A 26061-nucleotide genomic window follows, 5' to 3' on the forward strand; every position below is an offset into this window, starting at 1 on the left:
ACCTCTCAGTCACGGTTGTTCAGCCCCTCAGCGATCAGACGGGCGGCGCGGAGAGCGTGGCGGCGCAGCTCCGTGTCGACGAGCTTTCCCTTCCGCGAGACGTTGACCTCGATCAGCAGGTTGCTGACCCGGAAACGGATCAGGGCGCTGACCCGCTCCAGAGCACGGATGTCGTAGGCGAAGGCCTCCTTGCCGACCCGGGTCACGTTCTTCACGGGACCGGTACCGCCGAATGGGCCCGTCCCCTCGTCGGCGGCGATCTTGGTGCGCTCGGCGGCGAAGAACTCGTGGGCCGCCTCGGGGGCGGTCTTCCCCGGCACGGCCGCCTGATGGCCGACGGAGACCCGGAGCCGGCGCACATCGGTGGGGCCGTCCCAACTACAGGAGGCCTCCCGGTCCTGCTCGGCCTTTATGCCCGTCGGGCGGGTCGCCCCCGGAACCACGGTCCGGCTCTGGGCCTCGGTCAGCAGGGTGCACGGGTCGGGGGCGGAGTCGAACCGCCCGGCAGGGGAGTCGGCGGCGACGGGAGAGGCCGTGGCCGCCACGGGCTCCTCCGAGGGCGTTCCGAGCACCACGGCGGCCACGGCGGCCGCACCCACCACCACGACCGCCGCCGCCCCGACGAGCCACCCCGTACGGCGGGGCTTGGGGGGCGTCTCCGGCGCCGGCGACGGCGGGGAGAGCGGACCGGCCGGCAGGCCCTGGGCGACCCGCTGCAACGCCGTACGGAGAGCGGCCTCTCCGGGGCGGTCCCTGGGATCCTTCGTCAGCAGGGCGAGCAGCACGGGGGTCAGGCCGCCCGCCCGCGCGGGCAGCGGGGTCTGCTCGGTGAGCACCGCGCCGAGGGTGGCGGCCGGCACGCCGCGCTGGAAAGGACTCCGGCCCTCGGCGGCGGTGTAGAGGGTCGCGCCCAGGGACCACAGGTCGGCGGCCGGGCCGTCGCCGGTGCCGCGCAGCCGCTCCGGTGCCATGTAGCCGGGGGAGCCGACCAGCGCGTTCGGGGAGGTGAGCTGGACGTCGCCCTCCAGTGCGGCGATGCCGAAGTCGGTCAGCAGCACCCCGCCGTCGTGGGCGAGCATGATGTTGGCCGGTTTCACGTCGCGGTGCACGATGCCCCGGCTGTGCGCCAGGGTGAGCGCGTCGAGCACCGCCAGGCCGATCGCGGCCACCCGCTGCGAGGGGAGCGGCCCGTCCCGGCGGACCACCTGGGCCAGGGAGCGACCCCTGACCAGGTCCATCACGATCCACGGGCGGCCGTCCTGGGCGATGACGTCGTGCACGGTCACGATGGACGGGTGTCCCAGCCGGGCGGCGGCCCGGGCCTCCCGGAGGGTCCGCTCCCGCATCTCGGCACGCTGAGCCTCGGGGAGGGTCGGGTCGAGCTTGACCTCCTTGATCGCCACCTCGCGGTGGAGCAGATCGTCCTCGGCGCGCCAGACCACGCCCATCCCGCCCGCGCCGAGCCGTTCGATCGCCCGGTAGCGGCCCGCGAGCACGGGGAGCGGCGGGTCAGCCATCGGTCTTCAGGGACTGGGTGAGCCAGCGGGCGACCTGCTGCGCGCCTTCTGCGATCTTGCCGTCGCTGTCTTCCTTGACGCCGCCCCGTTCGTAGTCGACCTGGGCGGTCAGGTTGCCGACCCGGAAGACCACGGTCGACTTGTAGGAGCCGCCGTAGAGGTTGATCGAGCTGTAGCCGCCCGTGCTGTAGGCCTCCTCGCCTATCCCCTTAAGGGTCTGGGGCGGTGCGGGCTTCGGGGTCGCGAACTTGCCGCTCTCCACGGAGTCGGTCTTCTTGCCGGCCAGGAACTCCTTCGCCCGCTGGACCCCGGAGGCGTCCGGTTTCTGGGCGACCAGCCGTACGCGCAGGTCGAACTTCTCCGTGCTGGGCTTGCGCCAGTCGAGCTGGTTGAGCCAGTCACACGCGCCGGTTTCGACCTCCGAGCTTCGAAACCCCGGCACGACCTCGTCCGCCTGCTTCTCGTCGAGCAGGCTGCAGGCCCGGGGCACGGTGGAGAACAGTCCCTTGGCGCCGGCGCCGGCGCCGGTGGCGGGCTCGGAGGCGGGGGCACTCTCACCGGACGCCGAGGTGAGCAGGACACCGACGGTGACCGCCATGCCGACGAGCAGGACACCGGTCAGCGCGACGATCGGGCGGGGCACGAGCACCCCGCCCCGCGAGCCGGAGCGTTCGGTCGGGCCCGTCTCCTCACCCCGCGAGGAGACACGCGGAGGGGGGGAGACCTGGACGAGATCCTGCGAGGCGGGGACCTCGTGGGGAGGCGGGGACGGGTGCCCGTGAAGGGCCGGTGAGGGCCGTGGCGGGGCCGACAGGTCGAAGGCGGGCTGGGGCGGCAGGGTCGCCGCCGGGTCGAAGGGCGGCTCCGGCGGGGGTGAGGCCGCCGAGGTCAGCACCGCGGCGGTGACGTCCGGGTCGGCCCCCGCCGGGACGGGCCGCGGGCCGGAGGCGGGAAACGGAGCGGGCAGCAGGTGCGGGGACGACGGCTCCGGAGACGGCGGGACCGCCATCGGGGACGACGTGTCCGCGGGGGCGGGGGCCGCGCCGCCGTTCCGGGAGATGTCGAGCAGGGCGTTGCGCAGGGTGCCGGGATCGGGCCGCTGCGCCGGATCACCGGAGAGCAGACGGAACAGCATCGGGCCGATCGGGCCCGCGTTGTCCAGGGAGCCTCCGGGTGACGGCGGGCGACCCTCGACGGCGGTGTAGAGGGTGGCGCCGAGCGACCACAGGTCGGCCGCCGGGCCCGTCACGCCCTCGGGGGCGGTGAAGGTCGGGGACCGGAAGGTCGGCGTGCCGAGGACGATCTGGTCGTGGGGGCCGATCAGCACCGAGCCGGGCCGTACGTCGCCGTGGAGCATCCCCTGGTTGTGCACGGTCACGAGCTGGTCCAGCACGGCCAGGCCGACGGCGGCGACCTGCTGCGGAGCCATCGGCCCGAGCCGTCCGATCGTCTGCTCCAGCGAGACCTGCTCCAGCACCGCGGGGCTCGGTGCGCCGCCGGGGACCGGTCCGGCGCCGTTGTGCCTGCCGGAGTGCCTGCCCTGCGGCGGGGGGACGTCTGGGTGGTTCATCGGGGAGTCGCCTTCTGCTTGTTCAGCGCGTTCGCAATCCAGGTGGCCGCGGTCTGGGCGCCGGACCGGATCGCGGTGCCGTCCTTGCTGCCGTCCACCACGGTGTAGCCCACGTCGACGACGAGGTTGTCGACGCGGAGCACCACGTGGCTCTTCTCGAGCCTGCCGGTCTTGCGGTTCTCGTAGAGGTCGTAGCCGAACGCCTCATCCCCGACCGGCTTGACCTCCAGCGGTGCGGTGGCGCGGGCGGACCGGAGCCTGGCGTCGATCTCCGACCAGCTCCAGGCGGTCTCCCCGTTGGGCGTGGTGCCGTTGCGCTGGTTCACGAAGAGCTCGTGCGCCTGGCGCGGACTCTTGCCCCACTGCTTGCCCGCGCCCGCGGGAGCCACCTCGAGACCGATGCCGGAGGTCACCCACTGGCAACCTCCCTCGTTGGTCTGTTGCCCCTCGGCCTTCAGGGCCGGCAGGAGTTCCCTGACCGTGGCGGCCGGGACCAGCTTGCACAGGTTCACCGGAGTGGCGAAGGCCCCCGGCTTCTCGCCGAGCTTCACCGGTGTGCCGGAATCCGTACGGCCCGCCGCCAGATGGGCCACGCCCATGGCGGCTCCGACGGTCACCGCGACCACCGCCACCTCGGCGACCGCCCACAGGACCGTCCGTCCGCTGCGCCGGACGGGTGCGGGGGGCAGAGGGGCGGACACCGGGGAAAGGGGCGCGGGCCCGTGGTGGGACTGGACGGGAAGCGGGGCCGGATGGCCGAGGGCGATCTCCTGCAGAGCCTGGGCGACGGCCTCGAAGGACGGCCGGGCCTCGGGAATGGGGGCGAGCATGAGCATCAGCAGCGGGCCCAGGGCCCCCGCCCGCTCGGGTGGCCTGGCCGGTTCGGTGAGTACCCGGCTGATCGCCGAGATCGGCGTCTCGGCCGGGTGCGGAGGCATGCCTTCGACGGCGAAGTAGAGCGTGGCGCCCAGGGACCACAGGTCGGATGCGGGGCCCCCGCGCTCGCCGCGCAGCCGTTCCGGGGCGATGTAGTTGGGCGAGCCGACCAGATGACTGGTGCCTCCCTCCGCGCCCTCGCCCTCGATCACGGCGATGCCGAAGTCGGTGAGGACGGCCCGGCCGGTCCGGGTGAGGAAGATGTTTCCCGGCTTGACGTCCCGGTGCACCACTCCGGCGGCGTGCGCTGCTGCGAGTGCGCTGAGGATGACCACGCCGACCCTGGCGGCCTGGCGGACCGGCAGCGGCTGCCGCTCGCGGACGGTCTGCTCCAGGGACGCGCCCGACAGCAACTCCATGACGAGCCAGGGACGCTCCTGCTCGACGACCACGTCGTGCACGGTCACGATCGACGGATGTTTGAGCCGGGCGGCCAGGTTGGCCTCCTGGAGCGCCGCCGCGTAGATCTCCTCCCGCCGGCCGGGGTCGAGGTCCGGCGGGAGCCGTACCTCCTTGACCGCCACGTCACGGCCGAGCATCTCGTCGGCGGCAAGCCAGACGGTGCCCATCCCGCCCTCGGCGAGGGGGTTGAGCAGCCTGTAGCGGTCCGCTAGCACTCGACTGTCGATCCTGCTCACCCCGTTCGATGTCCCATCGCGGACAGAAACATAGCCACTTAGCGCCTTATGGACCAATGAATGGGCCTCGCTGCCGGTTCCCCGGCCAGGTCCTGGAGGCCTGCGTGGTCCGCTTACGTCCGAGATGAGTGGTTTTATCGGGTACGGCGGGTCGTGCCGGAGCGCTGTGGCCGGGTAGGCGGTACGGGGGATCCCTTGTGCGCTGCGGGTGTTCCGGGGTTTCGGTGTTCGCGCTGCGGTGGGTGGGTGTTCCGGCCGGCCGTCGCAGTTGCCGTCCGGTGTTTCAGGCCTCCGGCCTGGCGGGCGCGGTGGTTGCGCTTTTTTATAAGCCGGCCGGAACACCCACCCACCTCCGCGCCAGACGGCCCCGCCGTACGGCGTGCGGACCGTAGCCGCTCACTCTCCGGCCGCCCAGCGATCCCGCTGACGCTGAAGCAATCCGCGCGGGGCCGTTCAGGGCCGGTCGCCGCCGCTGAAGCCTCCCTCTCCCACCACTTCAGGGCCGACCGCCGTAGGGAGGAGAGAGGTCGGAGCACCGGGACGGAAGTGCGGGCTCGCCGATAGGTGATCGTTTGATGGGAAGTGCACGGTCGGATTGCCCGGGAGGCGCGCACTTCTCAACAGATGATCTTCGTGGGGGCGTGTCAGGGAATGGGGGAGGCGGAACCAGACGGTTACCTGGAAGGTCCAGCAGACGTGCGGCGGCATGGAAACGTGTTCGACTACCTCAGAGCAGTGGCCCTCAGCCCCGCAGATACCGCGGCTACGCTAATGGGCGCGCCAAAGAATCTGGCGTGAGCTTCCATCGGAAGGGGCACCGGATGGTCACCCCGGCAGATCTGTCGAGTGTCGTCTGGTGCAAGGGTTCACGCAGCGGGGGAAACGGAGACCGCGTGGAGGTCGCCACGCTCGCCCATGGCCACGTAGGTGTTCGCGACCGCAAGGACGGAGCCGGGCCCGTGTTGGGTTTCGCGCCAGGCGAGTGGCACGCCTTCCTCGGTGGCGTCAGAAACGGTGAGTTCGACGCCCAGCCGTAGCCGGCCTTTCTGTCTGACGGAACAAGACGAAGACGGAACACGTGCTCCCTACGGTGAGTAGCCCTGAAGTGGTGGGAGAGCGAGGCTTCAGCGGCGGCGTTCAACTCTGTGCTGGCCTGCCACGGATTGCTTCAGCGTCAGCGGGATCGCTGGCGGCCCGGAAGCAAGAAACTGCGGTCTGCACGCCGTACGGCGGAGCAGTCTGGCGCGGAGGTGGGTGGGTGTTCCGGCCGGCGTATAAAAAAGCGCGACCACCGCGCCCGCCAGGCCGGAGGCCTGAAACACCGGACGGCAACTGCGACGGCCGGCCGGAACACCCACCCACCGCAGCGCGAACACCGAAAACCCCGAAACACCCACAGCGCGAACACCGAAAACCCCGAAACACCCACAGCGCGAACACCGAAAACCCCGAAACACCCACAGCGCGAACACCGAAAACCCCGAAACACCCACAGCGCGAACACCGAGAACCAGGGACCTATGACGGACAGGGAAGTACTGACGGGTAGCGGCGTCAACGAGGTCGTCCGGATCGGGGCGACCGTGCGCCGGCCCACCGGGCCGTGGACACCGCTGATTCACGGCCTTCTCCGCCATCTACGGGAGCAGGGTTTCACCGCAGCCCCGGCGGTGCACAGTGTGACCGGCGACGGCTTCGAGATCCTGGACTTCATCCCGGGAGAGGTGAGTAACTACCCGATGACGCCCGCCGCCGCCTCCATGCGTGCACTGGAGAGTGCGTCGGAGCTGCTGCGGGCCTACCACGACAGCACGATCGGATACGCGAGGGACGTGACCGACGGCTGGATGCTGCCTGCGAGAACGCCTGCCGAGGTGATCTGTCACGGTGACTACGCCCCGTACAACTGCGTGCTCGACGGGGACGAGGTGGTGGGGATCATCGACTTCGACACGGCGCACCCGGCCCCTCGGCTCTGGGACATCGGGTACGCCGTGTACCGCTGGGCGCCGACCAGCTCGCCCGACAACCCCGACGGGTTCGGGACGACGGAGGAGCAGGCCAGGCGAGCCCGGATATTCTGCGACCGCTACGGACTGGACGCGGCCGGCAGGGCCGGTCTGGTGGACACCGTCATCGCCCGGTTGCACGCACTCGTGGACTTCATGCGGACCGAGGCCGCACGCGGGAACCAGGCGTTCGCCCGGCATCTCGCGGAGGGGCACCATCTGCTGTATCTGGGCGATGCCGCGTACGTGAGAGAACAGCGCCACGTCTTCGACCGGCATCTTCTGGCCACCTAGATGTATTGGTCATGGACGTTGGCGCCCGCTCCGCGGATGCTCAACCGCCTCGATCGATGGTGGAGACACTGGGTTTCCGGTGGCTTCCACTGTCGGTGAAGGTCATCTATCGTCGTGGTTCACACCGCGATCGCCGAGGTTTCCATGACCGGGTTTCCATGACCGGGTTTCCATAAAAGGGGAAGAGGTGGGCGTTGCCGGGTCGCCGCCCGCTGGAGCCGGGAGATCCCGAGCGGATCGGTGATCACCTGCTGATCGGGGTGCTGGGTGAGGGCGGTCAGGGCATCGTCTATCGCGCCCGTACCCCGACCGGCACACCGGTGGCGATCAAGGTGCTGCACGCCCGGACGGCGGCCGATCCCGGTGCGGGCCGGCGGCTGCTGCGCGAGGCCGAGATCGCCCGCCGGATCGCGCCCTTCTGCACCGCGCGGGTGCTGGACATGGGGGTGTTTCGCGGTCGTCCCTACATCGTCAGTGAATACATCCCCGGGATCGCGCTGGACGCGTTGGTGGCCCGGGACGGTCCGCGTGCCGGCAGTGGTCTGCACCGTCTGGCGGTGGCCACGTTGACCTCGCTGGCCGCGATCCATCGGGCCGGGGTCGTCCATCACGATGTCAAGCCCGGCAATGTCATCTTGGGCCCGGAGGGTCCGGTGGTCATCGATTTCGGGATCTCGCGGGTGCTGGAGCAGGTGAGTACGCGTTCGGGTCCGGTGGGTACCCCGGCGTACATGGCGCCTGAGCGGTTCGAGCGCCGGCCGGCCGGGCCGGCGGCCGATGTGTTCGGGTGGGCGGCCACGATGGTGTTCGCCGCGACGGGTCATCCGGCTTTCCGCGGGCCGTCCCTGCCCGCGGTGATGCATGCCATCGTGGTGGGTGAGCCCGATCTGGACGGGGTGGCGGAGGAGTTGCGTCCGTTGCTGGCGGCGTGTCTGGACAAACGTCCGGGTGAGCGGCCCGGTGCCGCTGTGGTGTTGCGTCATCTCACCCATGACTATCGGCCTGGTCTTTCCGTTCTGCCGGGCTTGGTGCCGGGTGGGTCGGTGGGGGTGAGTGTGCCGGTCGGTTCGGTGTCGGGGGTCACCTCTGGCCGGCGGCGTCGTGTGCTGCTCGGTGGTCTGATCGCGTTGGCCGCCGCCGGGGTCGGCGTGGCCGTCCCCTCCTGGCTGAGCAGGCCGGACGGGGCCGGTTCAGGGACGGTTGTCGGTACGAACTCCACGGCCCCGTCGGGAAACGTTCCGGGCACGCCTCTGACCGGTTACGTGGGCGGTGTCCTGTCTGTCGCGTTCGGGCGGCTGAACGGGGCCGCGGTCGCCGTCTCCGGTGGCGGCGACGGCACGGTGCGGGTGTGGGACCTGACGGCGGGGAAGCAGACCGGCACCTCCTTGTCCGGTCACGCGGGCGGTGTCCTGTCCGTGGCGTTCGGACAGGTGAACGGGGTGACCGTTGTCGTCTCCGGTGGTGACGACGGCACGGTGCGGGTGTGGGATCTGGCGGCGGGCAGGCAGCTCGGTGCGCCTCTGGGAGGTCACGCCGGTGTTGTCCGTTCGGTGGCGTTGGGGCAGGTGGGCGGGAAGGCGGTCGTCGTCTCCGGTGGTGACGACGGCACGGTCGGGGTGTGGGACCCGGTGGCGGGCAGGCGGGTCGGTCTACCTCTGAGCGGGCACGTGGGTGTCGTCCGTTCGGTGGCGTTGGGGCAGGTGGGCGGGAAGGCGGTCGCCGTCTCCGGTGGTGACGACGGCACGGTGCGGGTGTGGGATCTGGCGGCGGGCAGGCAGCTCGGTGAATCCCTGGTCGGCCACGTGGGGACCGTCTGGTCGGTGGCGGTCGGGCAGATGGACGGGAGGGCGGTCGCCGTCTCCGGTGACAGCGCCGTGCGGGTGTGGGATCTGGCGAGGGGCAGGCAGCTCGGCGCGCCTCTGGCCGGTCATGCCGGGTCTGTCCGTTCGGTGGCGGTCGGGCAGGCGGAGGGCAGGGCGGTCGTCGTCTCCGGTGGCGGCGACGGCACGGTGCGGGTGTGGGATCTGGCGGCGGGCAGGCAGCTCGGCGCGCCTCTGGCCGGTCATGCCGGGTCTGTCCGTTCGGTGGCGTTGGGGCAGGTGGGCGGGAGGGCGGTCGCCGTCTCCGGCGACGACGACGGCACGGTGCGGGCGTGGAGCATCACCATGTCGGGCCGTTCTCCAGGCCCCCGATTATTTTCCGGTTGAGATCGGACGGAAGGGTCGATACGGTTGCCTTCCCTTCGAGCAAGAGGAGGTGAGGAGTAGATGTTCGCCACCATGATCACGCGCTCCCGCCTCGGGCGACAGGCCGCCTGAGAGCCGGGGAGCGCACGCTCTCTCGGAGTCTCACTTGACTGCTCTGCTGTTCCGTCCGCTCGAAGTGGGCGAGTTCGACCTGTTCCACAGCTATGGCCCGCTGCCCGCCTCCGGTGTCGGCGCGCGCAACCTCCCCTTCGAAGAGCTCGGCTACCGGCCGGAGTGGCTCTGGGTCGCGCTGCGCGGTGACGAGGTGGTCGCCCGTGCCGCGTTCTGGGGCCCGCCGGGCTCCGAGCACCCCTTCACCCTCGACTGGTTCGACCCGGGCACCGGACCCGACCGGATCGAGGTGGGCGCCGCGCTGCTGCGGGCCGCCTACGCCGCGCTGGTCACCCCTGAATACTCGACGCCCGCCGGTGCGCGGCCTGACTTCCACCTGTTCCTGCCGGCCGACTGGAACGAGCGGCCGGACGCCGTGGCCGACGTCGCCGACCGGGTCGAGGCGGCCGGGAAGGCCGGGCTGCGCAGGTTCATCGAACGGCTCAACCTGCGCTGGACCCCCGAGTACGGCCTGCCGCCCAGGTCCACCCGGCTCACCTTCACGCCCGCCACCGACGACGCGCTCGTCCTCGACCTGCTGGCCAGGACCTTCCCCGACAGTCTCGACGCCTACAGCGTGACCGACGCCGAGAAGCACGGCGCCCGGAGGGCCGCTGAGATCATCCTGGGCGAGGTCGCGGACTTCCCCGGCGGCCGCGACCGCTGGCGGCTGGCCCACGACGCCTCCGGTGACCTGGTCGGCATCGTGATGCCCACCCGCAACTCCCGCTTCGCGACGATCGGCTACATCGGGGTGGACGCCGCCCATCGGGGCCACGGCTACGCCGCCGACATGGCCGCCGAGGCGCTGCACATCTTCACCGCCGAGGGCGAGCCCGAAGTCAGGGACAACACCGACGTGGGCAACGCGCCCATGGCGGCCGCGTTCGCCCGGATCGGCTACCGGATCACCGGCCGTCGGCTGATCATGGTCTGACCCGTCGGGGCCTCTGCCCGCGGAGGCCCCGACGCGGGGCCTGCTTTTCGGTTCCTTCGCCGGCGGACGCCGTCTCCGGATGCGGGGCCGTCCTGGGGTTCTCCCCGCCGAATGTGCAGAACCTGCACAATTCATCACAGGATGTCTGCACAGGCCCGGTCTACGCTGCCGGGCATGACATCCCCTCAGCAACGACATGTCCTCGTGGTGGAGGACGACGAGACGATCGCGCGGGCCGTACGGCACCGGCTGGCCGCCGAGGGCTTCGACGTCCATGTCGTCGGGGACGGAGAGGGAGCGCTCGCGGCCTACGCGAGGTCGGCACCCGACGTGGTGGTCCTCGACCGGCTGCTGCCGGGCCTCGACGGGCTGGAGGTGTGCCGGCGGATGCAGGCCGCCCGCCCGGTGCCGGTGCTCATGCTCACCGCGCTGGGGGAGGAGACCGACCTGCTCGTGGGGCTCGGGGTCGGTGCCGACGACTACATGACCAAGCCGTTCAGCATGCGCGAGCTGGTCGCCCGGGTGCACGCGCTGCTGCGACGGGTGGAACGGGCCTCCCAGCTCGCCGTGGTGGACACGGTCGTCCGCGCCGGAGACGTCGAGATCGACACCGCCGAGCGCCGGGTCTACGTGCGGGGCGCCGAGGCCCAGCTCACCCGGACGGAGTTCGACCTGCTCTGCCGCCTCGCCGAACGGCCGGGCCAGGTGTTCGAGCGGGAGCGGCTGCTGGCCGACATCTGGGGGTTCTCCGAGGCCGCCGCCACCCGGACGGTCGACAGCCACGTGCGCGCCCTGCGCCGCAAGCTCGGCCCCGGCGTCGTCCGGACCGTCCACGGAGTCGGCTACGCCCTCGTCCGCCGGTGAGCCGATCGCCCTTTCCGACACTCGAACACATGGATGCGTCAACCATTGAGACCCCTCGACTTCCTGGGCCGGATCAAGGTCAAACTCGGCATGGTGATCCTGCTGGCCGTGGCGGCGGCGTTCGTCGTCAACGAGGTCGGCATCAACGCCGGTTACTCGCGCGACGTGCGGGTCGCGGTGGCCGCCGTACTGGCCCTGATCATGGTGCAGCTCCTCGCCCGGGGGATGACCAAGCCGCTGCGTGAGATGGCCGCCGCCGCGCAGACCATCGCCGAGGGGCGCTATGGCCTGCGGGTCACCGCGACCTCCCGTGACGAGGTCGGCGAGCTCGCCCGGGCCTTCAACGCGATGGCGGCCGACCTCGGCGAGGTGGACCGGCAGCGACGTGAGCTGGTGGCCAACGTCAGCCACGAGCTCCGCACGCCGATCACCGCGCTCCGGGCGGTGCTGGAGAACATGGTGGACGGCGTCTCGGCGCCCGACCAGGCGACGCTGGAGACGGCGCTGGCCCAGACGGAGCGGCTCGGCCGGCTGGTCGCCCAGCTGCTGGACCTGTCCCGGCTGGAGTCGGGGGCCCGGCGGATCGAGTCGGAGGACGTCGAGCTCGGCCCGCTGTGCGACCAGGCACTGCGGGAGGCCGTACTGGCCGGGGACGGAGTCACGGCCCGTTGCGAGGTGCCCGGGGAGCTGAGCGTCCGCGCCGACCCCGACCTGCTGGCACAGGTGCTGGCGAACCTGCTGGACAACGCGGTACGGCACAGCCCCGACGGCGGGGTCGTGGTGCTGGCGGCGGTCGCCGAGGGGGAGGGGGTACGGCTGCGCGTCACCGACGAGGGGCCGGGCATCCCGGCGGAGGACCGGGCACGGGCGTTCGAACGCTTCTCCCGCCTTGACGCGGGCCGGGCCGCCGATGACGGGGGCGCCGGTCTCGGTCTGGCCATCGCCAAGGAGATCGTCGAGTTGCACGGCGGCTCCATCCACGTCGAAGAAGGCGCCGGCTGCCGCGTCGCCGTCGATCTCCCAGGAAGGATCACCATGGACGACCCGGACGGACCCGACCTCGCCATGACCCCTCCCGCGCAGGGGGCGCCGGCCTTCGAGCCGCCCGGATCCGTGCCGGACCTCTCAGGAGGGCCTGGGCAGGCGGACGTCCCGGCACCGCCCGCATCCGAGGCGTCCGAGCCGGTGCCGACCTCCCCGGTCGCTCCGGAGCCCCACCACGCGGACGCCGTCGTGCCCTCCGCCGGGAAGGTCCCCATCGGGGAGCCGGTCCGCTCGGACGCTCCAGAGCCCGCGCACACGGATGCTGCTCCCGCACCGACCACCCGGGAGGCCGCCGTCGCGGAGCCGGTCATCGCCGGGGATTCTCCCGGGCGCGCTCACATCCCCGTGCCGGTCGAGTGCGAGGCGGCTCCGCCCGTCCCGCACCCGGCCCCCGCCTTCCCCCCCGAACCCGTGCTCCGCCGTCCGCCCGCTCAGGCTCCGGTGCGCAACTGGGGCGCGGCTTTCATGGGGGTCATCGTCGGTGGTCTCATCGGCCTGTTGGGCGCCGTGCTGCCGGCCATCGTCATCGGGTTGATGGAGCCACTGCTGGGCCTGCTGGCCGGGGTCGTCATCCTCGCGGCCGGGGCGTTCGTCGGCACGGTCATCGGCGCCACCACCCCTCCGGCGTCCGGCGACGCCTGGGGGCGCCGCGACCCGCTCGCCCATCTGCCCTCGGCGTATCCGCAGCGCACGGCCGTACGGGTGCGGGAGGCCGCGGCGGCCGGAGACATGGGAGTCGAGGTTGCGCCGCGCCCCGAGGGGAGCGGCGGCCTGCCGCCGGGGGGATACGTGGCACCGCCGGTGTTCCCCCGGCCGGAGCTGCCGGTCGGCCCCCGCTGGGCGGTGCCGGCGTGTGCAGCCGCCGGGCTCCTCGCGGCGTTCGCCCTGCCCGACAGCGCCATGGGCCTGGGATTCGTGCTGGTCGCCGTCGCCATGGGGGCGGCGGTGCTGCCGATCGTGCGCCGGAGGGTCACCCCGTGGTCGGCGACGCTGGGGGTGATCGCGTACGGGCTGGTCGGGGTGGCGATGTTCAGGGACGCGGACTGGCTCGTCGGGCTGCTCCTGCTGGCCGGGTTCCTGCTGGCCGCGCTCGCCGTTTCGGGGGCGGGGCGGGGCTGGCTCGCCGTGGTCAGGGGCGGGGCGTCGGTGCTGCTGGGCCTGCTGCCGGTGCCGTGGTTCCTGGCGGCGCAGGTGAAGACAGAAGGGGTGCCGCTGCGCAGGCGGATGATGCCTCTCCTGGTCGGGGGTGGCCTGACCATCGTGCTGGTGGCGGTCTTCGGGGCGCTGTTCGCCTCGGCGGACGCGGTCTTCGCCGATGCCGTCAAACGGGTGTTCACCGGTCAGGACTGGGCGTCGTCGGTGCCGCTGCGCGTCCTGCTGTTCGTGGTCTTCGCGGTCCTCGTCGCCTCCGCCGTGCTGGTGGGCCTGCGGCCCGTGGCCGAGCCGCAGGCTCCCGACCTGCGGCTCAGGGTGAGCCGTAGCCTCTGGGTGACCCCGCTCACCGCGCTCAACCTCCTGTTCGCCGTGTTCGTGGGGATGCAGGTGACGGTGCTGTTCGGCAGCACCCGGTGGCTGGTGTCGGCCACCGGGCTGACCTACGCCGAGTACGCCCACTCGGGGTTCTTCCAGCTCGTCGTGGTCAGCGTGTTCGTGCTGGCGATCGTGGCGGTCGCCGCGGGGGCGCTCGAACTCACGGGACGGGACCGCTGGCTGATGGCCGGGCTGCTCGGCCTGCTCTGCACGCTGACCCTGGTGATCCTCCTCTCCGCGCTGCACCGGCTGGACCTGTACGTCGACGCCTACGGATTCTCCCGGCTGCGCGCCTCGGTGGAGGCGACCATCTGGTGGCTGGGCGGCGTCTTCGTGCTGATCATGGTCGCCGGTGCGGTACGGCTGGCGCGGCGCGGGAGCGCCGGGTGGTTCCCCAGGACCCTCGTCGCGATGACAGGTGTCGCGCTGCTGGCGTTCGCGGTGTGGAACCCGGACCTGCGGGTCGCGGAGACCCAGCTCATCGTCCGGGGCGTGCAGCAGATCGACCGGGAGTATCTGGGGGACCTCGGGGCGGAGGCCGTACCGGCGCTGGACCGGCTGCCCGAACCGGTCCGCAGCTGTGTGCTGCGGGATGTGGTCGAGGCCAACGGCCTGCGGTCGCCCGACGCCTGGAACGGCTGGAACCTCGCCCGGCAGCAGGCGCGGGAGCTGCTCGAACGGCGGCCGGTGCGCGGAGACGTCACCTGCCCCCAGGAGTCCTCCAGGCTGGGCATCCCGTACCAGGACTGACCCGGTACGGCTCCCGTCCACGGGCGGGAGCCGTACCGGAAGGGTCCGGAGCACCCCGTGGTCACCGGCCACGGTGATCACGACCTGGAGCGGGAGGCCGGAGGTGAGCGGAGGCGTTCACCGCCCGCGCCGAGCCGTTCGGTTCCCGGCGGATGATTGAATCCGACCATGTCTTTCGATGTGTTGGTCGTAGGCGGCCAGGTTCTGGACGGCACCGGCTCCCCGGTCTTCCGGGCGGATGTGGGCATCACCGGGGACCGGATCGTCGCGGTGGGCCGGTTGGGCGGCGCGGAGGCCGCGACGGTGATCGACGCGTCCGGCCGGCACGTCATGCCCGGTCTGATCGACTGCCACGCGCATGGAGACGCCCTGGTGTTCGACCAGAAGGTGCAGCTCGCCGCGCTCCGCCAGGGCGTGACCACGTTCGTCCTCGGCCAGGACGGACTGTCCTTCGCGCCCGCCTCCACCCCGGAGACCTTCGCCTACGCCACGCGCTACTTCGCGGCCGTCAACGGGGTCCACCCGTCGGCCGACGGGCCGCTCAGCGTGCGGGAGCTGCTGGCCGGCTACGACCGGGCGACCGCGTTGAACACCGCCTACCTGTTGCCGCACGGCACGATCCGCTACGACGTGATGGGCGCCGCCGAGCGGGCCGCGTCCGCCGCGGAGCTGGCCCGCATGCTCACCCACGTCGAGCGCGGCCTGTCGGAGGGGGCCGTGGGACTGTCGACCGGCCTGGAGTACGCCCCGGGTCGTTACGCGGACGCCGGGGAGATCGCCGCGCTCTGCGCGCCGCTGGGTGGCCTGCCGTACGTGACGCACATGCGCGGGTACGGCGCGCTGGCGGGGACGGGCATGGCCGAGGTGACGGACATCGCCCGGCGGTCGGGCGCCGCCGTGCACGTCTCGCACTACCACGGCCCGGCGTCGACCCTGCTGCCGATGATGGACCGGGCCCGGCTCGACGGGCTGGACGTCACCTTCGACACCTACCCCTACCTGCGGGGCAGCACGATCCTGGCGATGGTGGCGCTGCCGTCGTGGATCCCCGCCGCCGACACCGGCCGGGCACTGGAGCTGCTGGAATCCGAACCTGTCGAGTGGGATCCGGCGATCTGGCCGAGGATCACCCTCTCGCACGTGCCGGGCGCCGAGTGGGCCGAGGGGCTGTCGCTCCCGGCCGCCGCCGCCGAGGCCGGGGTCGAACCGGGCGAGTTCTGCCGCCGCATCCTGATCGACACCCGGCTGGAGGCCGGCTGCGTGACGGCCCGCCCCGACGAGGGCCCCGAGGGCGAGGAGTCGGTCCGCGCGATCCTGCGCCACCCGTGCCACACGGGCGGCTCCGACGGCATCTACGTCGGCGGGCACCCCCACCCCCGGGGCTACGGCGCGTTCGCCCGCATGCTGGGCCACCACGTCCGCGAGACCGGGGACTGGGCGCTGGAGCAGGCCGCCGTCCACCTCTCCTCCCACCCGGCCCGCCGCTTCGCGCTCGCGGGCCGGGGCCTGATCCGCCCCGGGCAGGCCGCCGACGTCGTCGTCCTCGACGCCGCGGAGGTCTCCGACCGGGCCACCTACGCCGCCCCGCGCACCCTGGCCACCGGTGTCGACGACGTCCTCGTGTCCGGCGTCCCCGTCCTCACCGGGGGGAAGCTCACCGGAGCCACCCCCGGACGGGCACTGCGTCCCTGAGGATAGGGTCCTCCAAGGCAACCAGAGAGGGGCGTGGAGTGAAGGGGATCGTGGACCCCGGCGGGGCCGTGGGATCGTCGCTGTTCGGCGGGGCGTTCACCTTCCCCGTGATGGTGGCGCACCGCGGCGCGCTGGAGCACAACATCGCGACGCTCGCGGCCTTCGCCAGGGAGCACGGCCTGATCATGGTCCCGCACGCCAAGACGACCATGTCGCCCGAGCTGGTCCGCGCCCAGCTCGACGCGGGCGCCTGGGGGCTGACGGCCGCCACTCCCAGCCAGGCGCTCACCCTGCGCGAGTTCGGCGTCTCCCGGATCATCCTGGCCAACCAGGTCTTCGACCCGGCGGGGCTCGACGCCCTGGCGGCCTGGCTGGAGGAGGATCCGGCGGCCGAGTTCCTGTGTTTCGTGGACTCGGTGGCCGGGGTGGAGGCGCTGTCGCGGCACGCGGGACGCAGGCCGTTCCGGGTGCTGGCCGAGCTCGGGCACGAGGGCGGGCGGGGCGGCAGCCGCACGCTCGCCCACCTGCTGGAGGTCGCCTCGGCGGCGCAGGCCGCGGACGGTGTGGAGCTCGCGGGCGTCGCCGGGTACGAAGGATCGCTGGCGTCGGCCGCCGAGGTGCGGGCCTACCTGCACCGCCTGCTGGAGGCCTTGGAGCACCTGCGGGTGCGCGACCCGATCCTGTCGGTGGGCGGCAGCCAGTGGTTCGACGTGATCGGCCGGGAGCTCGCCGCCTGCCAGGCCAGGATCATGCTGCGCAGCGGCGCTTACGTCTCCCATGACGACGGCTACTACCGCGAGCGAACGCCGTACACCCGGATCGAGGGCGAGCTGCGGCCCGCGCTGGAGATCTGGGCGCACGTGCTGACCGTCCCCGAGCCGGGGCTGGCCGTCGTCGGGTTCGGCAAGCGGGACGCCCCTTTCGACGAGGGGCTTCCGGTGCCGCGCGGGGCCGTCGCGGACGCCACGGTGCTCAAGGTCCAGGACCAGCACGCGGTCCTGCGGCTCGTTCCGGGCTCGCCGGTCAAGCCCGGGGATCTGGTGTCCTTCGGCATCTCCCATCCGTGCACCGCTTTCGACAAGTGGCGGGTCATGCCGGTGGTGGACGACGACTATGTGGTCGTCGACCTGTTGACGACCTGTTTCTAGTTTCTTGATCCCTGAAAAGGAGCGGTGAGATGAGCGGCAAGCAGGAGTTGCTGACCGACGAGGGAGCGGCGCCGATCGGCGCCTACTCGCAGGGCCTCGTGGTCGGCGACTTCGTCTACACCTCGGGTGCGGGTCCGCTGGACCCCACGACCGGCGAGGTCGTCGGGACCGACGTGGCCGAGCAGACCCACCAGGTGATGCGCAACCTCGGCGCGATCCTCGCCGTCCACGGTCTGGGTTTCGACGACGTGGTGAAGTCGACCGTCCATCTGCAGCATCTCAAGCGTGACTTCGCCGCTTACAACGAGGTCTACAAGTCCTATTTCACCAAGCCGTACCCGGTCCGCACGACCGTCGGCTCCGACTTGATGGACATCCTGGTCGAGATCGACTTCGTGGCATACAAGCCGCGTTAGAGTCTGACCGACTGCGTGGGAGGGCGGCGGTTTGGACAGCTCGTTGTACGTCTATGTCGAGGACGTGCGGGGGGAGGGCCTGGAAGCGGTCCTTGACCGGGTCGCCGGATACGGCGTGGCGGGTGTGACCGTGGCGGCGGCCTGCCACGGCGCCCGTGACGTCACCCCCCACGGCAGGTCCCGCGTGACGATCCGCAGGGATGGCGTGCACTTCACACCACCCGAGGATCTGTTCGGCGGGCTCCGCCTGGTCCCGCCCGTCCAGGAGGGCGCCGGACAGGAGCCGCTGGCGGCCCTGCGCCGGGCCACCGCCGAGCGTGGCCTGCGGCTGCACGGCTGGACCGTCTTCCTGCGGAACACCACGCTCGGCCTGGCCAACCCCGATGTGACGGTACGCAACTGCTTCGGCGACCGCGGCTCGCCCGCCGACCTGTGCCCTTCCCACCCGGACGTCCGCCTCTACGCCGTGGCGCTGGGCCGGGCGGTGGCCCGGCAGGGGGTGGACAGCGTGGTCGCCGAGGCGTTGCACTTCGCCACCTTCGGCCACGGCCACCACCCCGAGCGCGGCTCCGTCCCGCTCGGGCCGATGGACGTCTTCCTGCTCGGCCTGTGCTTCTGCGACTTCTGCATGCGCCGCGCGTCCGACCTGGGGGTCAAGGCCGAGGTGGCGCGCGAGGAGTGCGCCAGGATCGCGGGTGGCGTGCTCGACGGTGACCCGCCCGCCCAGGGCGAGGTGACCCGGGCGGCACTGACCGCCTACGCCGGGCCCGAGGTGGTCGCCTACGCGCGGGCCCGCTCGGAGGTGGTGACCTCGCTGGTCTCGGAGGTGTCGGCGGCCGTGGCCGCCGAGGGCTCCCGGCTGGTCTTCCTCGACGCGACCGGCTGGTTCAAGGGCCAGGCCGACGGCCTGCCCTCGGCCGGGCTCGCCGCGCACGACTCATGGCAGCTCGGCGTGGATCTGGTCGCCCTCGGTGACCTGGTGCCCTCACTCGGCGTGTTCGCCTACGCCCGCGACGCCGCCAGGGTCGCCGACGACGTCGGCGCCTACCGCCGTTCGACGGGCAGGCACAGGGAGCTGCGGGTCGTGCTCCGGCCGGGCCTGCCCGACACCGACTCGGCCGACCGGCTCGACGCGAAGGTCCGCGCCGTCCGGGCCGCGGGCGGCGACGCGGTGGACTTCTACGCCTACGGGCTCGTGCCGTACCCGGTCCTCGACCGCATCCCCGGCGCGCTCTCCGGCTGACCCGGCCGGATCACGCCGGGGGTGCCGGGCGGCGGGGAATGAGCAGGGCGGGGACGACGGCGACCGCGACGATCACCAGGCTCCACCGGAAGGTCGTCGCGAAGGTCCCGACGCCCGTGCCCTGCGAGCGGATGAGGGACTGCAGGACGACGGCGGTCACCGCCGCGCCGAGGGCGGACCCCACCCTGATCAGGATCTGCGAGGCCGTCGCCGCCCCGGGAAGGGCCGGCCGGGGCAGAGTGCGGTAGGCGGACGCCATGATCGACGGTGTGACGAGTCCGTGCCCGAGGCCGATGACGAACATCGCGGCCGCCATCAGCACGGGGCCGGTGGAGACGTCGACCCGGGTGCAGGCGAACATCCCGGCGAGCACGATCAGGATCCCGGTGATGCCGGGCCGGTGGGGGCCGAGCCGGTCGGTGAGGCGTCCGGCGATCAGCATGGTGACGATCGCGCCTGCCCCCATGGGGGCGACCAGCAGTCCCGCCGCCAGCACGCCCGGTCCCGAGACGGTCTGGGAGTACAACGGGACCAGCAGCAGCACGCCGAAGACCCCCACGGAGTAGACGAACAGGGTCACCGTCGAGGCGGTGAAGGCCCGGTCGCGGAAGAGCCGCACATCGAGCAGAGCGCGTCCGGCCCCGCGCAACGAGTGGGCGACGAACGCCGCCATGAGCACGGCGCCGAGCAGCAGCCCCGCGAACGCCTGCGTGCCGGCCGTCCCCTCGCCGACCTGGGAGAGCCCGTAGACCGTTGCGGCGAGGCCGGGCGAGAGCAGGGCCAGGCCGAGGAGGTCCAGGCGACTTTCTGGACGGCGCTCCTCGTCACGCGGGAGCAGCCGTACGGCCAGCAGCAGCGCGACCGCGCAGACCGGCACGTTGACGTAGAACATCCACCGCCAGCTGAGATGGTCGAGGAGCAGCCCACCGGCCAGCGGGCCGAGGGCGGGGGCGAGCATCCCCGGGATCGAGATCACGGCCATCACCCGCCCCAGCCGCTCGGGGCCCGCCGCGCGGGTGAGCATGGTCTGCGCGACCGGCATGAGGAGTCCGCCGCCGATGCCCTGCAGCGCCCGGAAGGCGATCAGGGATCCGGCTGACCAGGCGGCACCGCACAGGATCGACCCGGCGCCGAACAGGGCCAGCGAGACGATCCAGGTCGCCTTGGCGCCGAACCGCTCGATCGCCCAGCCGGTGATCGGGATCGTCATCGACAGGGCCAGCAGGTAGCCGGTGATCACCCACTGGACCGTGCTGAGCGAGGCGTCCAGGTCGCGGCCGAGGACGTTGAGCGCGACGTTGACGATGGTCGTGTCGAGCGTGGTCATGATCGTGCCGAGCACCACCGCGAGGGCGACGCCGCGGAGCGCGGGATCGAACCGGGCGGATGGGGGAGCCTGCGTCGCGGTCATCCGTGATCGCCTTTCCGTACACTGTAGCGTTTTTCCGTACACCGTATCATCAGGCCGCTACGCCGTACACTCGAGCAGGTGGGAACCGAACACGTACAGGGACCGGTCTGGGCGCGGGAGGCGGCCAGGCGCCGCCCGAAGCTGACACGTGAGGCGATCGTGGCGGCCGCGATCAGGATCGCCGACGGCGAGGGGGCGGACGCCGTCTCGATCCGCCGGGTGGCCACCGAGCTCGGAGCGCGCGCGATGAGCCTCTACACCCACATCGAGCGCAAGGAGGACCTGCTCGACCTCATGACGGACGAGGTCAGCGCCGAGATCCTGATCAAGGGGGAGCTGCCGGGCGACTGGCGTGAGGCGATCTCGGCCATCGCGCGGCGCACGCGGGAGATGGTCCGCCGTCACCCCTGGCTGGTGGACCTCGTCTCCCGGCGGCCGAATGCCAGCCCCAACGGACTGCGGCACGCCGAGCAGTCGCTGGCCGCACTGTCGGCCCTGCCCCTCACGACGGAGCGGAGGCTGTGGATCATCGCCGCGGTCGACGACTACACCATGGGTTCCGTGATCCGGGAGGTGATGCACACACCGCGCAGGTACGGAGGGGCGGAGGCGGAACGCGACGAACTGATGCAGCCCTATCTGCGCGAGCTCGTCGGCAGCGGTGAGTTCCCCCACCTCGCGCCGCTGCTCGGAGGTGGCGTCCCGAACGCCGGTGGCGGTACCGACGAGGACTTCGAGCGCGGCCTACGCTGGCTGCTCGACGGTATCGCGGGGGATCTCCTCCGGGAGTGATCGGCGGTCTCGTGCCGCCTCCACCGCGGCATTGGCGCGCAGGAGGAGGCGGCGGTCATCGGCGAAGAGCGCCTCCGGCCAAGCCCGCGGAGGGTGTCCTGGGCTGGACCGATCTTGTGACGGCCGCTCAGGCCACGCCATCGAGGACCGCCGCCACCGCCGCCGCGGCGAAGTCGTCGTCGAGGGGGAGCCCCCGGAAGACCACGCGGAGCCACACCGCGCCGGCGAGCAGATCCATGATCAGCATGGGGTCGGCCGTGTCGCGCAGTTCGCCGCGCCGCCTCGCGCGGTCGAAGACGGCGGTCTCCCTGGCCAACCGGTCGGCGAAGAAGTGCTGGGCCGCCGTGGCGAGTTCGGGATGGTGTACGGCGGCGCCGAGTGCCGCCACCGCGACGTCGGCCGCCGGAGGCTGGGTGAGCAGCGCGATCATCCCGTGGACCAGCGCCTCCAGGTCCTTTCGCAGGCTGCCGGTGTCGGGCGTCTCCATCGCGAGCAGGTCGGTCTCGACCAGCGCGGCGGCGAGCAGCGCCGCCTTGGAGGGCCACCACCGGTAGATCGTGGTCTTGTTGACCCCCGACCGCTCGGCCACCCCCTCCACGGTCAGCCCCTCGTACCCCCTGGTGGCGAGCAGTTCGAGCGTCGCCTGGAAGATCTGCTGTCCCTTGCGCGGTGCCATGGGCCGACTATAGCAACGCAACGGTGCGTTGTGTTTCAATGGGCACGCCGTACCGTCACACGTGGAGGTCAGTGATGTTGCCCGTCGTCTTCATCCATGGAATCCGGGTCAGCGCGACCATGTGGGGTCCCGTTCTCGCCCGTCTCGACCGGCCCGCGACGGCCGTGGACCTGCCGGGGCACGGAACCCGCCGCGGTGAGCCGTTCTCGATGGACGCGGCGACCTCGGCGGTGGCGGACGCGATCGACGCGCTCGGCGGCCGGGCCCTCGTGGCGGGGCTGTCGCTGGGCGGCTACGTCGGCATCGCCGCCGCCGAACGCTTCCCCGGCCGGGTCGCCGGGCTGATGGCCATGGGGTGCACGTCCAGGAGTACGGCGATGGCCGGGATCTACCGGTCCGTCGCGTCGGTCGCCGCGCGTCACCCGTCGCGCGCCAACCGGGTCAGCTCCTCCGTCCTCCGCCGCCTCCTGCCTGGCGCGGCCGGGGCGGCGATGGTGGCGGGAGGGCTGTCGTGCGAGGTGCTGCCGCAGGCCGTCGAGGCCGTCACCGGACACGACCAGCTCGCGGCACTGGCCGCCTACCCTGGACGCGTGTGGCTGGTGAACGGCGCCCGCGACCCGTTCCGGGTCGGCGAGCGCGACTTCCTGCGCGCCTGCCGGGACGGGCGGCTGATCCTGATCCCCTGCCGGGGACATCTGGGCGTGATGCGGGATCCGGGACCGCTGGCCCGGCTGGTGGGCGACCTGTGCGATCAGGCCGACCGGCCGGTGAGGGCGGTGGCGACGCCGAGTCCCAGGTAGACGATTCCGCTGAAGTTACGGAGCAGGCCTGAACGGCCGCGCAGTCGCGTGCCGAGCGCACCGGCGCTCACAGCGTAGATCATGTCGGAGACCAGGCCGAGGATCAGGAGGGTGCCTCCCAGGATCACGATCTGCAGGGGCACCGATCCCGCCTCCAGGTGCACGAACTGCGGCAGGAGCGCCAGGAAGAACAGGATCACCTTGGGATTGAGCACGTTGACGACCATGCCTTCGAGGAAGATCGCGCGCAGCGGCTGCGGCGTGGTCTCCCGGGCGGTGAGCTGCTGCCTGCGGGTCAGCGTCCGGACGCCCAGATAGACCAGGTAGGCCACCCCGGCCCACTTGATCACATTGAAGAGCGCGGCGGACCGGGCGACCACGTAGGAGAGCCCGGCCGCCGCCGCGGCGATGTGCACCAGGGTGCCGGTCTCCACGCCGAACGCGCTCGCCATCCCGGCCGCCCGGCCCTGGGAGATGGCCCGGGTGACGATGTAGAGGTGGTTCGGCCCGGGCACCATGACCAGTGCCAGAGACGCCACCGCGAAGATCAGGAATGTGGACGTGGGGACCATGGGTCCGACCCTAGGCCCGCTCCGGTCCCCACTGTCAGGACCATTCACGGGTGCCGTCTGTGGACCATTCGGTTCACTGCCGGCATGTCGTGGCATACTCGCCGACGTGGGGTGGCAGAAGGAGCAGAGCGTTCTTATCGGGCGGTTGGTGGAGCTCGACCGCCTGACAGCCGTCCTCGACTCGGCCGCCGGTGAGCTGGCCGGGGTGGCCCTCGTGGGCGGTGACGCGGGCATCGGCAAGACCCGGCTGGTGACGGAGCTGGGGGAGCGGGCCAGAGCCGCCGGCTTCGCCGTACTGGTCGGACAGTGCGCCGAGCTCGGCGACGCGCTGCCGTACCTGCCGCTGGCCGACGCCCTGCGCGGCGCGCGGGGAGAGCTGCGCGCCGCACTCGACGCCCGGCCCGTCCTCGGCAGGCTGCTGCCCGAGAGCGCGGACCTCGGCTCGGAGACCACTTCCGGTCTCACCCAGCAGCAGCTCTTCGGCTCGATGCTCGGATTCCTGGCCGCGCAGCCCGTGCTGCTGATCCTGGAGGACCTGCACTGGGCCGACCAGTCCACCCGTGACCTGCTGGTCTTCCTCAGCCGGATGCTGCAGACCGAGCGTGTCTGCCTGGTCGGCACCTACCGGACCGACGATCTTCACCGCCGCCACCCGCTGCGCCGGGTCCTCGCCGAGCTCAAGCGCCTCCCCTCGGTGACGGCCGTCGAGCTGAGTCCGCTCGACCGCGGCGAGATGGCCGACTATCTGGCCGCCCTCGGCGGCAACGACGCTCAGATGATCAGCGAGGTCCTCGATCGCGCCGAGGGCAACCCGTTCTACGCCGAAGAGCTCCTGGAGGCCGCGACCGAGGGCTCCGCGATGACCGACGGTCTGGCGGGCCTGCTGCTCTCCCGCGCGGAGCTGCTCTCCGACGCGGCCCAGCAGGTGCTCCGGGGTGCGGCCGTCGCGGGCCGCCGGGTCGACCACGACCTGCTCCGGGAGGCCTCCGGCCTGGAGGAGCTGGCCTTCGAGGAGGCCATGCGGGAGATCGTCTCGCGCGGGCTGCTCCGTCCCAGCGGGGAGTACGGCTACGCCTTCCGGCACGCCCTGCTCCAGGAGGCCGTCTACACCGACCTGCTGCCAGGTGAGCGGATCCGGATGCATTCGGCGTTCGCCGGCCTGCTCACCGCCCGGAAGGGGGCGGCCGCCGAGCTCGCCTATCACTACCTGGCCGGGCACGACCTCGCCGAAGCCCTGTCCGCCTCGGCCGAGGCCGGGCGGCGGGCCGAGCGTCTCGGCGCGCCCGCCGAGGCGCACCGCCATTTCGAGCAGGCGCTCGGCCTCTGGGACCGGGTCCCCGAGGCCGAGCGCCTCGCCGGGACGGACCGTGTCCGGCTCGTCCTGCGCACCGCCGCCGCGGCGGCCGACATGGGTGACAACCACCGGGCCATCGCCCAGCTCCGGGAGATCCCCCCGTCGGCCGAGGCGAGTGAACGGCTCGCCTACTACCTCTACGACTCCGACGACGTTCCGGCGGCGATCGTGGCCGCCGAGGCGGCTGTGGCCGCGGCCCCTCCCGGGACCCCCGTCCTCGCCAGGGCGCTGGCCACCCTCTCCCGCGCGCTCAGCTGGGGAGTGCGGCAGCCGGAGGCCAGGCTCCTCGCCGACCGCGCGCTGGAGGTCGCCAGGGCCACGGGGGCGAGTGACGCGGAGAAGGGCGCGATGATCGTGCTGGGCTCCTGCGCGGAGTTCGAGGGTGATCTCGCCCGCGCGGAGGAGCTGTTCGGCGCCGCCGCCGTCCGGGACTCCGGCGACCTGGCCATGGACCTGCGCGCGATCTTCCAGCATGCCCGGATTCAGTTCGAGCGCGGCTCCATGACCGCCGCCGCCGTGGCCGCCGACCGGGGTGTCCTGCTGGCGACGGAGACCGGGCTCTCCTGGAGCACGTACGGAACCGACCTGCGGTTCCTCCAGTTCCTGATCCATTACATGGCGGGGGAGTGGAACCAGGCCCGGGAGACGGCCGCCGGATTCGGCACGCGTGTCGGCAAGACCCCCGAGGCCGTTCTCTCCTCCTTTGCGCTGTTCGTCGAGGTCGCCATGGGGATGCCCGTGGTCGAGGAGCGGCTGACCTGGCTCCGGCCGTTCTGGTCGGACTCCCTGGTCGCCTACATGTCCCGGGGGCTGGCCGCCGAACACGCTCTGTGGCGACAGGAGCCGGAGCCGGCCCTGGAACACGCGACCGCCGTTCTCGACGCCACCGACCCCGCCGACGTGGGCAACGTCCGCATCAGCGCGGTCGCGCTGTGGGCGCTGGCCGATCTGGGCCGCTCCGACGGCGCCGACGAGCTGCTCGCCCGCGCGCGGCGGGCGGCCCGGCCCAGGATGGGCTTCGAAGGGCACGCCTGGCTGGCGCGGGCGGAGGCCGAGTGGCATCGCGTGCACGGCCGTGCCGACGTCGAGGCGTGGCGGGCGGTGGTGGAGGGGTTCGGTGCCGGGTCCGTCTACGAGACCGCGCGTGCCCGTTGGCGGCTGGCCGAGGCGTTGCTCGTCTCGGGCGACCGCACCTCGGCGCTGGAGGAGTGGGAGCGCGCGGTCGAGGCCGCCGAGTCGTTGGGCGCCCGGCCGCTGGGCGCCGCCCTGGCGGAGCTGGGCCGCCGGGCCCGGTTCACCTCGAGTCAGGCGGGGCCGCTCACCAGCCGCGAGCAGGAGGTGCTCGCACTGGTGTCTGAGGGGCTGCCCAACCGTGAGATCGGCGAGCGGCTGTTCATCGCGCAGAAGACGGTGAGTGTGCACGTCTCCAACATCCTCGGCAAGCTCGGCGTCTCCTCCCGCACCCAGGCCGCCGCCGTGGCTCGCAGGGAGGGCCTGCTGTAGCCGCCCGC

General features: G+C 72.2%; 19 protein-coding genes. 13 read left to right on the plus strand and 6 right to left on the minus strand.

Annotation, left to right across the window (positions count from 1 at the left end):
* Positions 1-5: 5 nt before the first annotated feature.
* Genes FHR32_RS21630 through FHR32_RS21640 form a run of 3 tightly spaced genes read right to left on the minus strand, consistent with a single transcriptional unit; the run spans position 6 to position 4640 of the window.
* Positions 6-1517: a serine/threonine-protein kinase gene (locus FHR32_RS21630; RefSeq protein WP_184755947.1), complete on the minus strand. Its 1512-nt coding sequence runs from the start codon at positions 1515-1517 to the stop codon at positions 6-8.
* The gene (locus FHR32_RS21635) at positions 1510-3087 is read right to left on the minus strand and encodes a serine/threonine-protein kinase (RefSeq protein ID WP_184755948.1); all 1578 of its coding nucleotides are present in this window, start codon (positions 3085-3087) and stop codon (positions 1510-1512) included. The genes FHR32_RS21630 and FHR32_RS21635 overlap by 8 nt, the downstream gene beginning before the upstream one ends.
* Entirely contained in the window at positions 3084-4640 is a 1557-nt protein-coding gene (locus tag FHR32_RS21640; protein ID WP_184755949.1) for a serine/threonine-protein kinase, read from the minus strand. The genes FHR32_RS21635 and FHR32_RS21640 overlap by 4 nt, the downstream gene beginning before the upstream one ends.
* An 815-nt stretch (positions 4641-5455) precedes the next feature.
* Here FHR32_RS21640 and FHR32_RS21645 point away from each other — a divergent pair.
* The 10 genes from FHR32_RS21645 to FHR32_RS21690 all read left to right on the plus strand — a co-directional run bounded on the left by FHR32_RS21645 (position 5456) and on the right by FHR32_RS21690 (position 18945).
* Positions 5456-5698: a DUF397 domain-containing protein gene (locus FHR32_RS21645; RefSeq protein ID WP_312882562.1), complete on the plus strand. Its 243-nt coding sequence runs from the start codon at positions 5456-5458 to the stop codon at positions 5696-5698.
* Between the two features lie 483 nt (positions 5699-6181).
* Complete coding sequence (locus tag FHR32_RS21650; RefSeq protein ID WP_184755950.1) at positions 6182-6964, plus strand: phosphotransferase; 783 nt, start codon at positions 6182-6184, stop codon at positions 6962-6964.
* Positions 6965-7158: 194 nt separating this feature from the next.
* Positions 7159-9171, plus strand: coding sequence for a serine/threonine-protein kinase (locus FHR32_RS21655; RefSeq protein WP_184755951.1), 2013 nt, complete (start codon positions 7159-7161; stop codon positions 9169-9171).
* Between the two features lie 145 nt (positions 9172-9316).
* Complete coding sequence (locus FHR32_RS21660; protein WP_184755952.1) at positions 9317-10258, plus strand: GNAT family N-acetyltransferase; 942 nt, start codon at positions 9317-9319, stop codon at positions 10256-10258.
* A 174-nt stretch (positions 10259-10432) separates the two neighbouring features.
* Positions 10433-11122, plus strand: a complete 690-nt coding sequence (locus tag FHR32_RS21665) for a response regulator transcription factor (RefSeq protein ID WP_184755953.1) — start codon at positions 10433-10435, stop codon at positions 11120-11122.
* Between the two features lie 33 nt (positions 11123-11155).
* Positions 11156-14446: a DUF4153 domain-containing protein gene (locus FHR32_RS46080; RefSeq protein ID WP_184755954.1), complete on the plus strand. Its 3291-nt coding sequence runs from the start codon at positions 11156-11158 to the stop codon at positions 14444-14446.
* A 168-nt stretch (positions 14447-14614) separates the two neighbouring features.
* On the plus strand, positions 14615-16138 hold the full coding sequence (locus tag FHR32_RS21675; RefSeq protein WP_184755955.1) for an N-acyl-D-amino-acid deacylase family protein: 1524 nt from the start codon (positions 14615-14617) through the stop codon (positions 16136-16138).
* A 38-nt stretch (positions 16139-16176) separates the two neighbouring features.
* Positions 16177-17286 (plus strand): alanine racemase, encoded by a 1110-nt coding sequence (locus FHR32_RS21680; RefSeq protein WP_184755956.1) that lies wholly within the window; start codon positions 16177-16179, stop codon positions 17284-17286.
* Between the two features lie 29 nt (positions 17287-17315).
* Positions 17316-17702, plus strand: a complete 387-nt coding sequence (locus FHR32_RS21685) for a Rid family detoxifying hydrolase (protein WP_184755957.1) — start codon at positions 17316-17318, stop codon at positions 17700-17702.
* Positions 17703-17733: 31 nt separating this feature from the next.
* The gene (locus FHR32_RS21690) at positions 17734-18945 is read left to right on the plus strand and encodes a hypothetical protein (protein WP_184755958.1); all 1212 of its coding nucleotides are present in this window, start codon (positions 17734-17736) and stop codon (positions 18943-18945) included.
* A 10-nt stretch (positions 18946-18955) separates the two neighbouring features.
* Here FHR32_RS21690 and FHR32_RS21695 read toward each other — a convergent pair whose 3' ends face one another.
* Entirely contained in the window at positions 18956-20356 is a 1401-nt protein-coding gene (locus FHR32_RS21695; RefSeq protein ID WP_184755959.1) for a DHA2 family efflux MFS transporter permease subunit, read from the minus strand.
* A gap of 78 nt (positions 20357-20434) precedes the next feature.
* On the opposite strand from FHR32_RS21695, the gene FHR32_RS21700 reads away from it, so the two are divergent.
* Positions 20435-21148: a TetR/AcrR family transcriptional regulator C-terminal domain-containing protein gene (locus tag FHR32_RS21700; RefSeq protein WP_184755960.1), complete on the plus strand. Its 714-nt coding sequence runs from the start codon at positions 20435-20437 to the stop codon at positions 21146-21148.
* A gap of 127 nt (positions 21149-21275) precedes the next feature.
* Here the strand turns inward: FHR32_RS21700 and FHR32_RS21705 are convergent, their stop codons facing one another.
* The gene (locus FHR32_RS21705) at positions 21276-21824 is read right to left on the minus strand and encodes a TetR/AcrR family transcriptional regulator (protein WP_184755961.1); all 549 of its coding nucleotides are present in this window, start codon (positions 21822-21824) and stop codon (positions 21276-21278) included.
* A gap of 74 nt (positions 21825-21898) precedes the next feature.
* On the opposite strand from FHR32_RS21705, the gene FHR32_RS21710 reads away from it, so the two are divergent.
* Complete coding sequence (locus tag FHR32_RS21710; protein WP_184755962.1) at positions 21899-22624, plus strand: alpha/beta fold hydrolase; 726 nt, start codon at positions 21899-21901, stop codon at positions 22622-22624.
* On the opposite strand, the gene FHR32_RS21715 is transcribed toward FHR32_RS21710, so the two are convergent.
* A complete protein-coding gene (locus FHR32_RS21715; RefSeq protein WP_184755963.1) occupies positions 22576-23196 on the minus strand; it encodes a LysE family translocator in 621 nt (206 codons plus the stop codon). The genes FHR32_RS21710 and FHR32_RS21715 overlap by 49 nt on opposite strands.
* Positions 23197-23302: 106 nt before the next feature.
* On the opposite strand from FHR32_RS21715, the gene FHR32_RS46085 reads away from it, so the two are divergent.
* Complete coding sequence (locus FHR32_RS46085) at positions 23303-26053, plus strand: helix-turn-helix transcriptional regulator (RefSeq protein WP_184755964.1); 2751 nt, start codon at positions 23303-23305, stop codon at positions 26051-26053.
* The last annotated feature ends 8 nt before the right edge of the window (positions 26054-26061 follow it).

Origin of the sequence: Streptosporangium album, from assembly GCF_014203795.1 — a bacterium.
GTDB classification, from domain to species: domain Bacteria; phylum Actinomycetota; class Actinomycetes; order Streptosporangiales; family Streptosporangiaceae; genus Streptosporangium; species Streptosporangium album.

Bases quoted from the DNA above. Each gene is read 5' to 3' on its own strand.
- FHR32_RS21630 (WP_184755947.1), bottom strand. From the start codon at position 1,517: ATGGCTGACCCGCCGCTCCCCGTGCTCGCGGGCCGCTACCGGGCGATC.
- FHR32_RS21635 (WP_184755948.1), bottom strand. From the start codon at position 3,087: ATGAACCACCCAGACGTCCCCCCGCCGCAGGGCAGGCACTCCGGCAGG.
- FHR32_RS21650 (WP_184755950.1), top strand. From the start codon at position 6,182: ATGACGGACAGGGAAGTACTGACGGGTAGCGGCGTCAACGAGGTCGTC.
- FHR32_RS21665 (WP_184755953.1), top strand. From the start codon at position 10,433: ATGACATCCCCTCAGCAACGACATGTCCTCGTGGTGGAGGACGACGAG.
- FHR32_RS46080 (WP_184755954.1), top strand. From the start codon at position 11,156: ATGCGTCAACCATTGAGACCCCTCGACTTCCTGGGCCGGATCAAGGTC.
- FHR32_RS21675 (WP_184755955.1), top strand. From the start codon at position 14,615: ATGTCTTTCGATGTGTTGGTCGTAGGCGGCCAGGTTCTGGACGGCACC.
- FHR32_RS21685 (WP_184755957.1), top strand. From the start codon at position 17,316: ATGAGCGGCAAGCAGGAGTTGCTGACCGACGAGGGAGCGGCGCCGATC.
- FHR32_RS21695 (WP_184755959.1), bottom strand. From the start codon at position 20,356: ATGACCGCGACGCAGGCTCCCCCATCCGCCCGGTTCGATCCCGCGCTC.
- FHR32_RS21705 (WP_184755961.1), bottom strand. From the start codon at position 21,824: ATGGCACCGCGCAAGGGACAGCAGATCTTCCAGGCGACGCTCGAACTG.
- FHR32_RS21710 (WP_184755962.1), top strand. From the start codon at position 21,899: ATGTTGCCCGTCGTCTTCATCCATGGAATCCGGGTCAGCGCGACCATG.
- FHR32_RS21715 (WP_184755963.1), bottom strand. From the start codon at position 23,196: ATGGTCCCCACGTCCACATTCCTGATCTTCGCGGTGGCGTCTCTGGCA.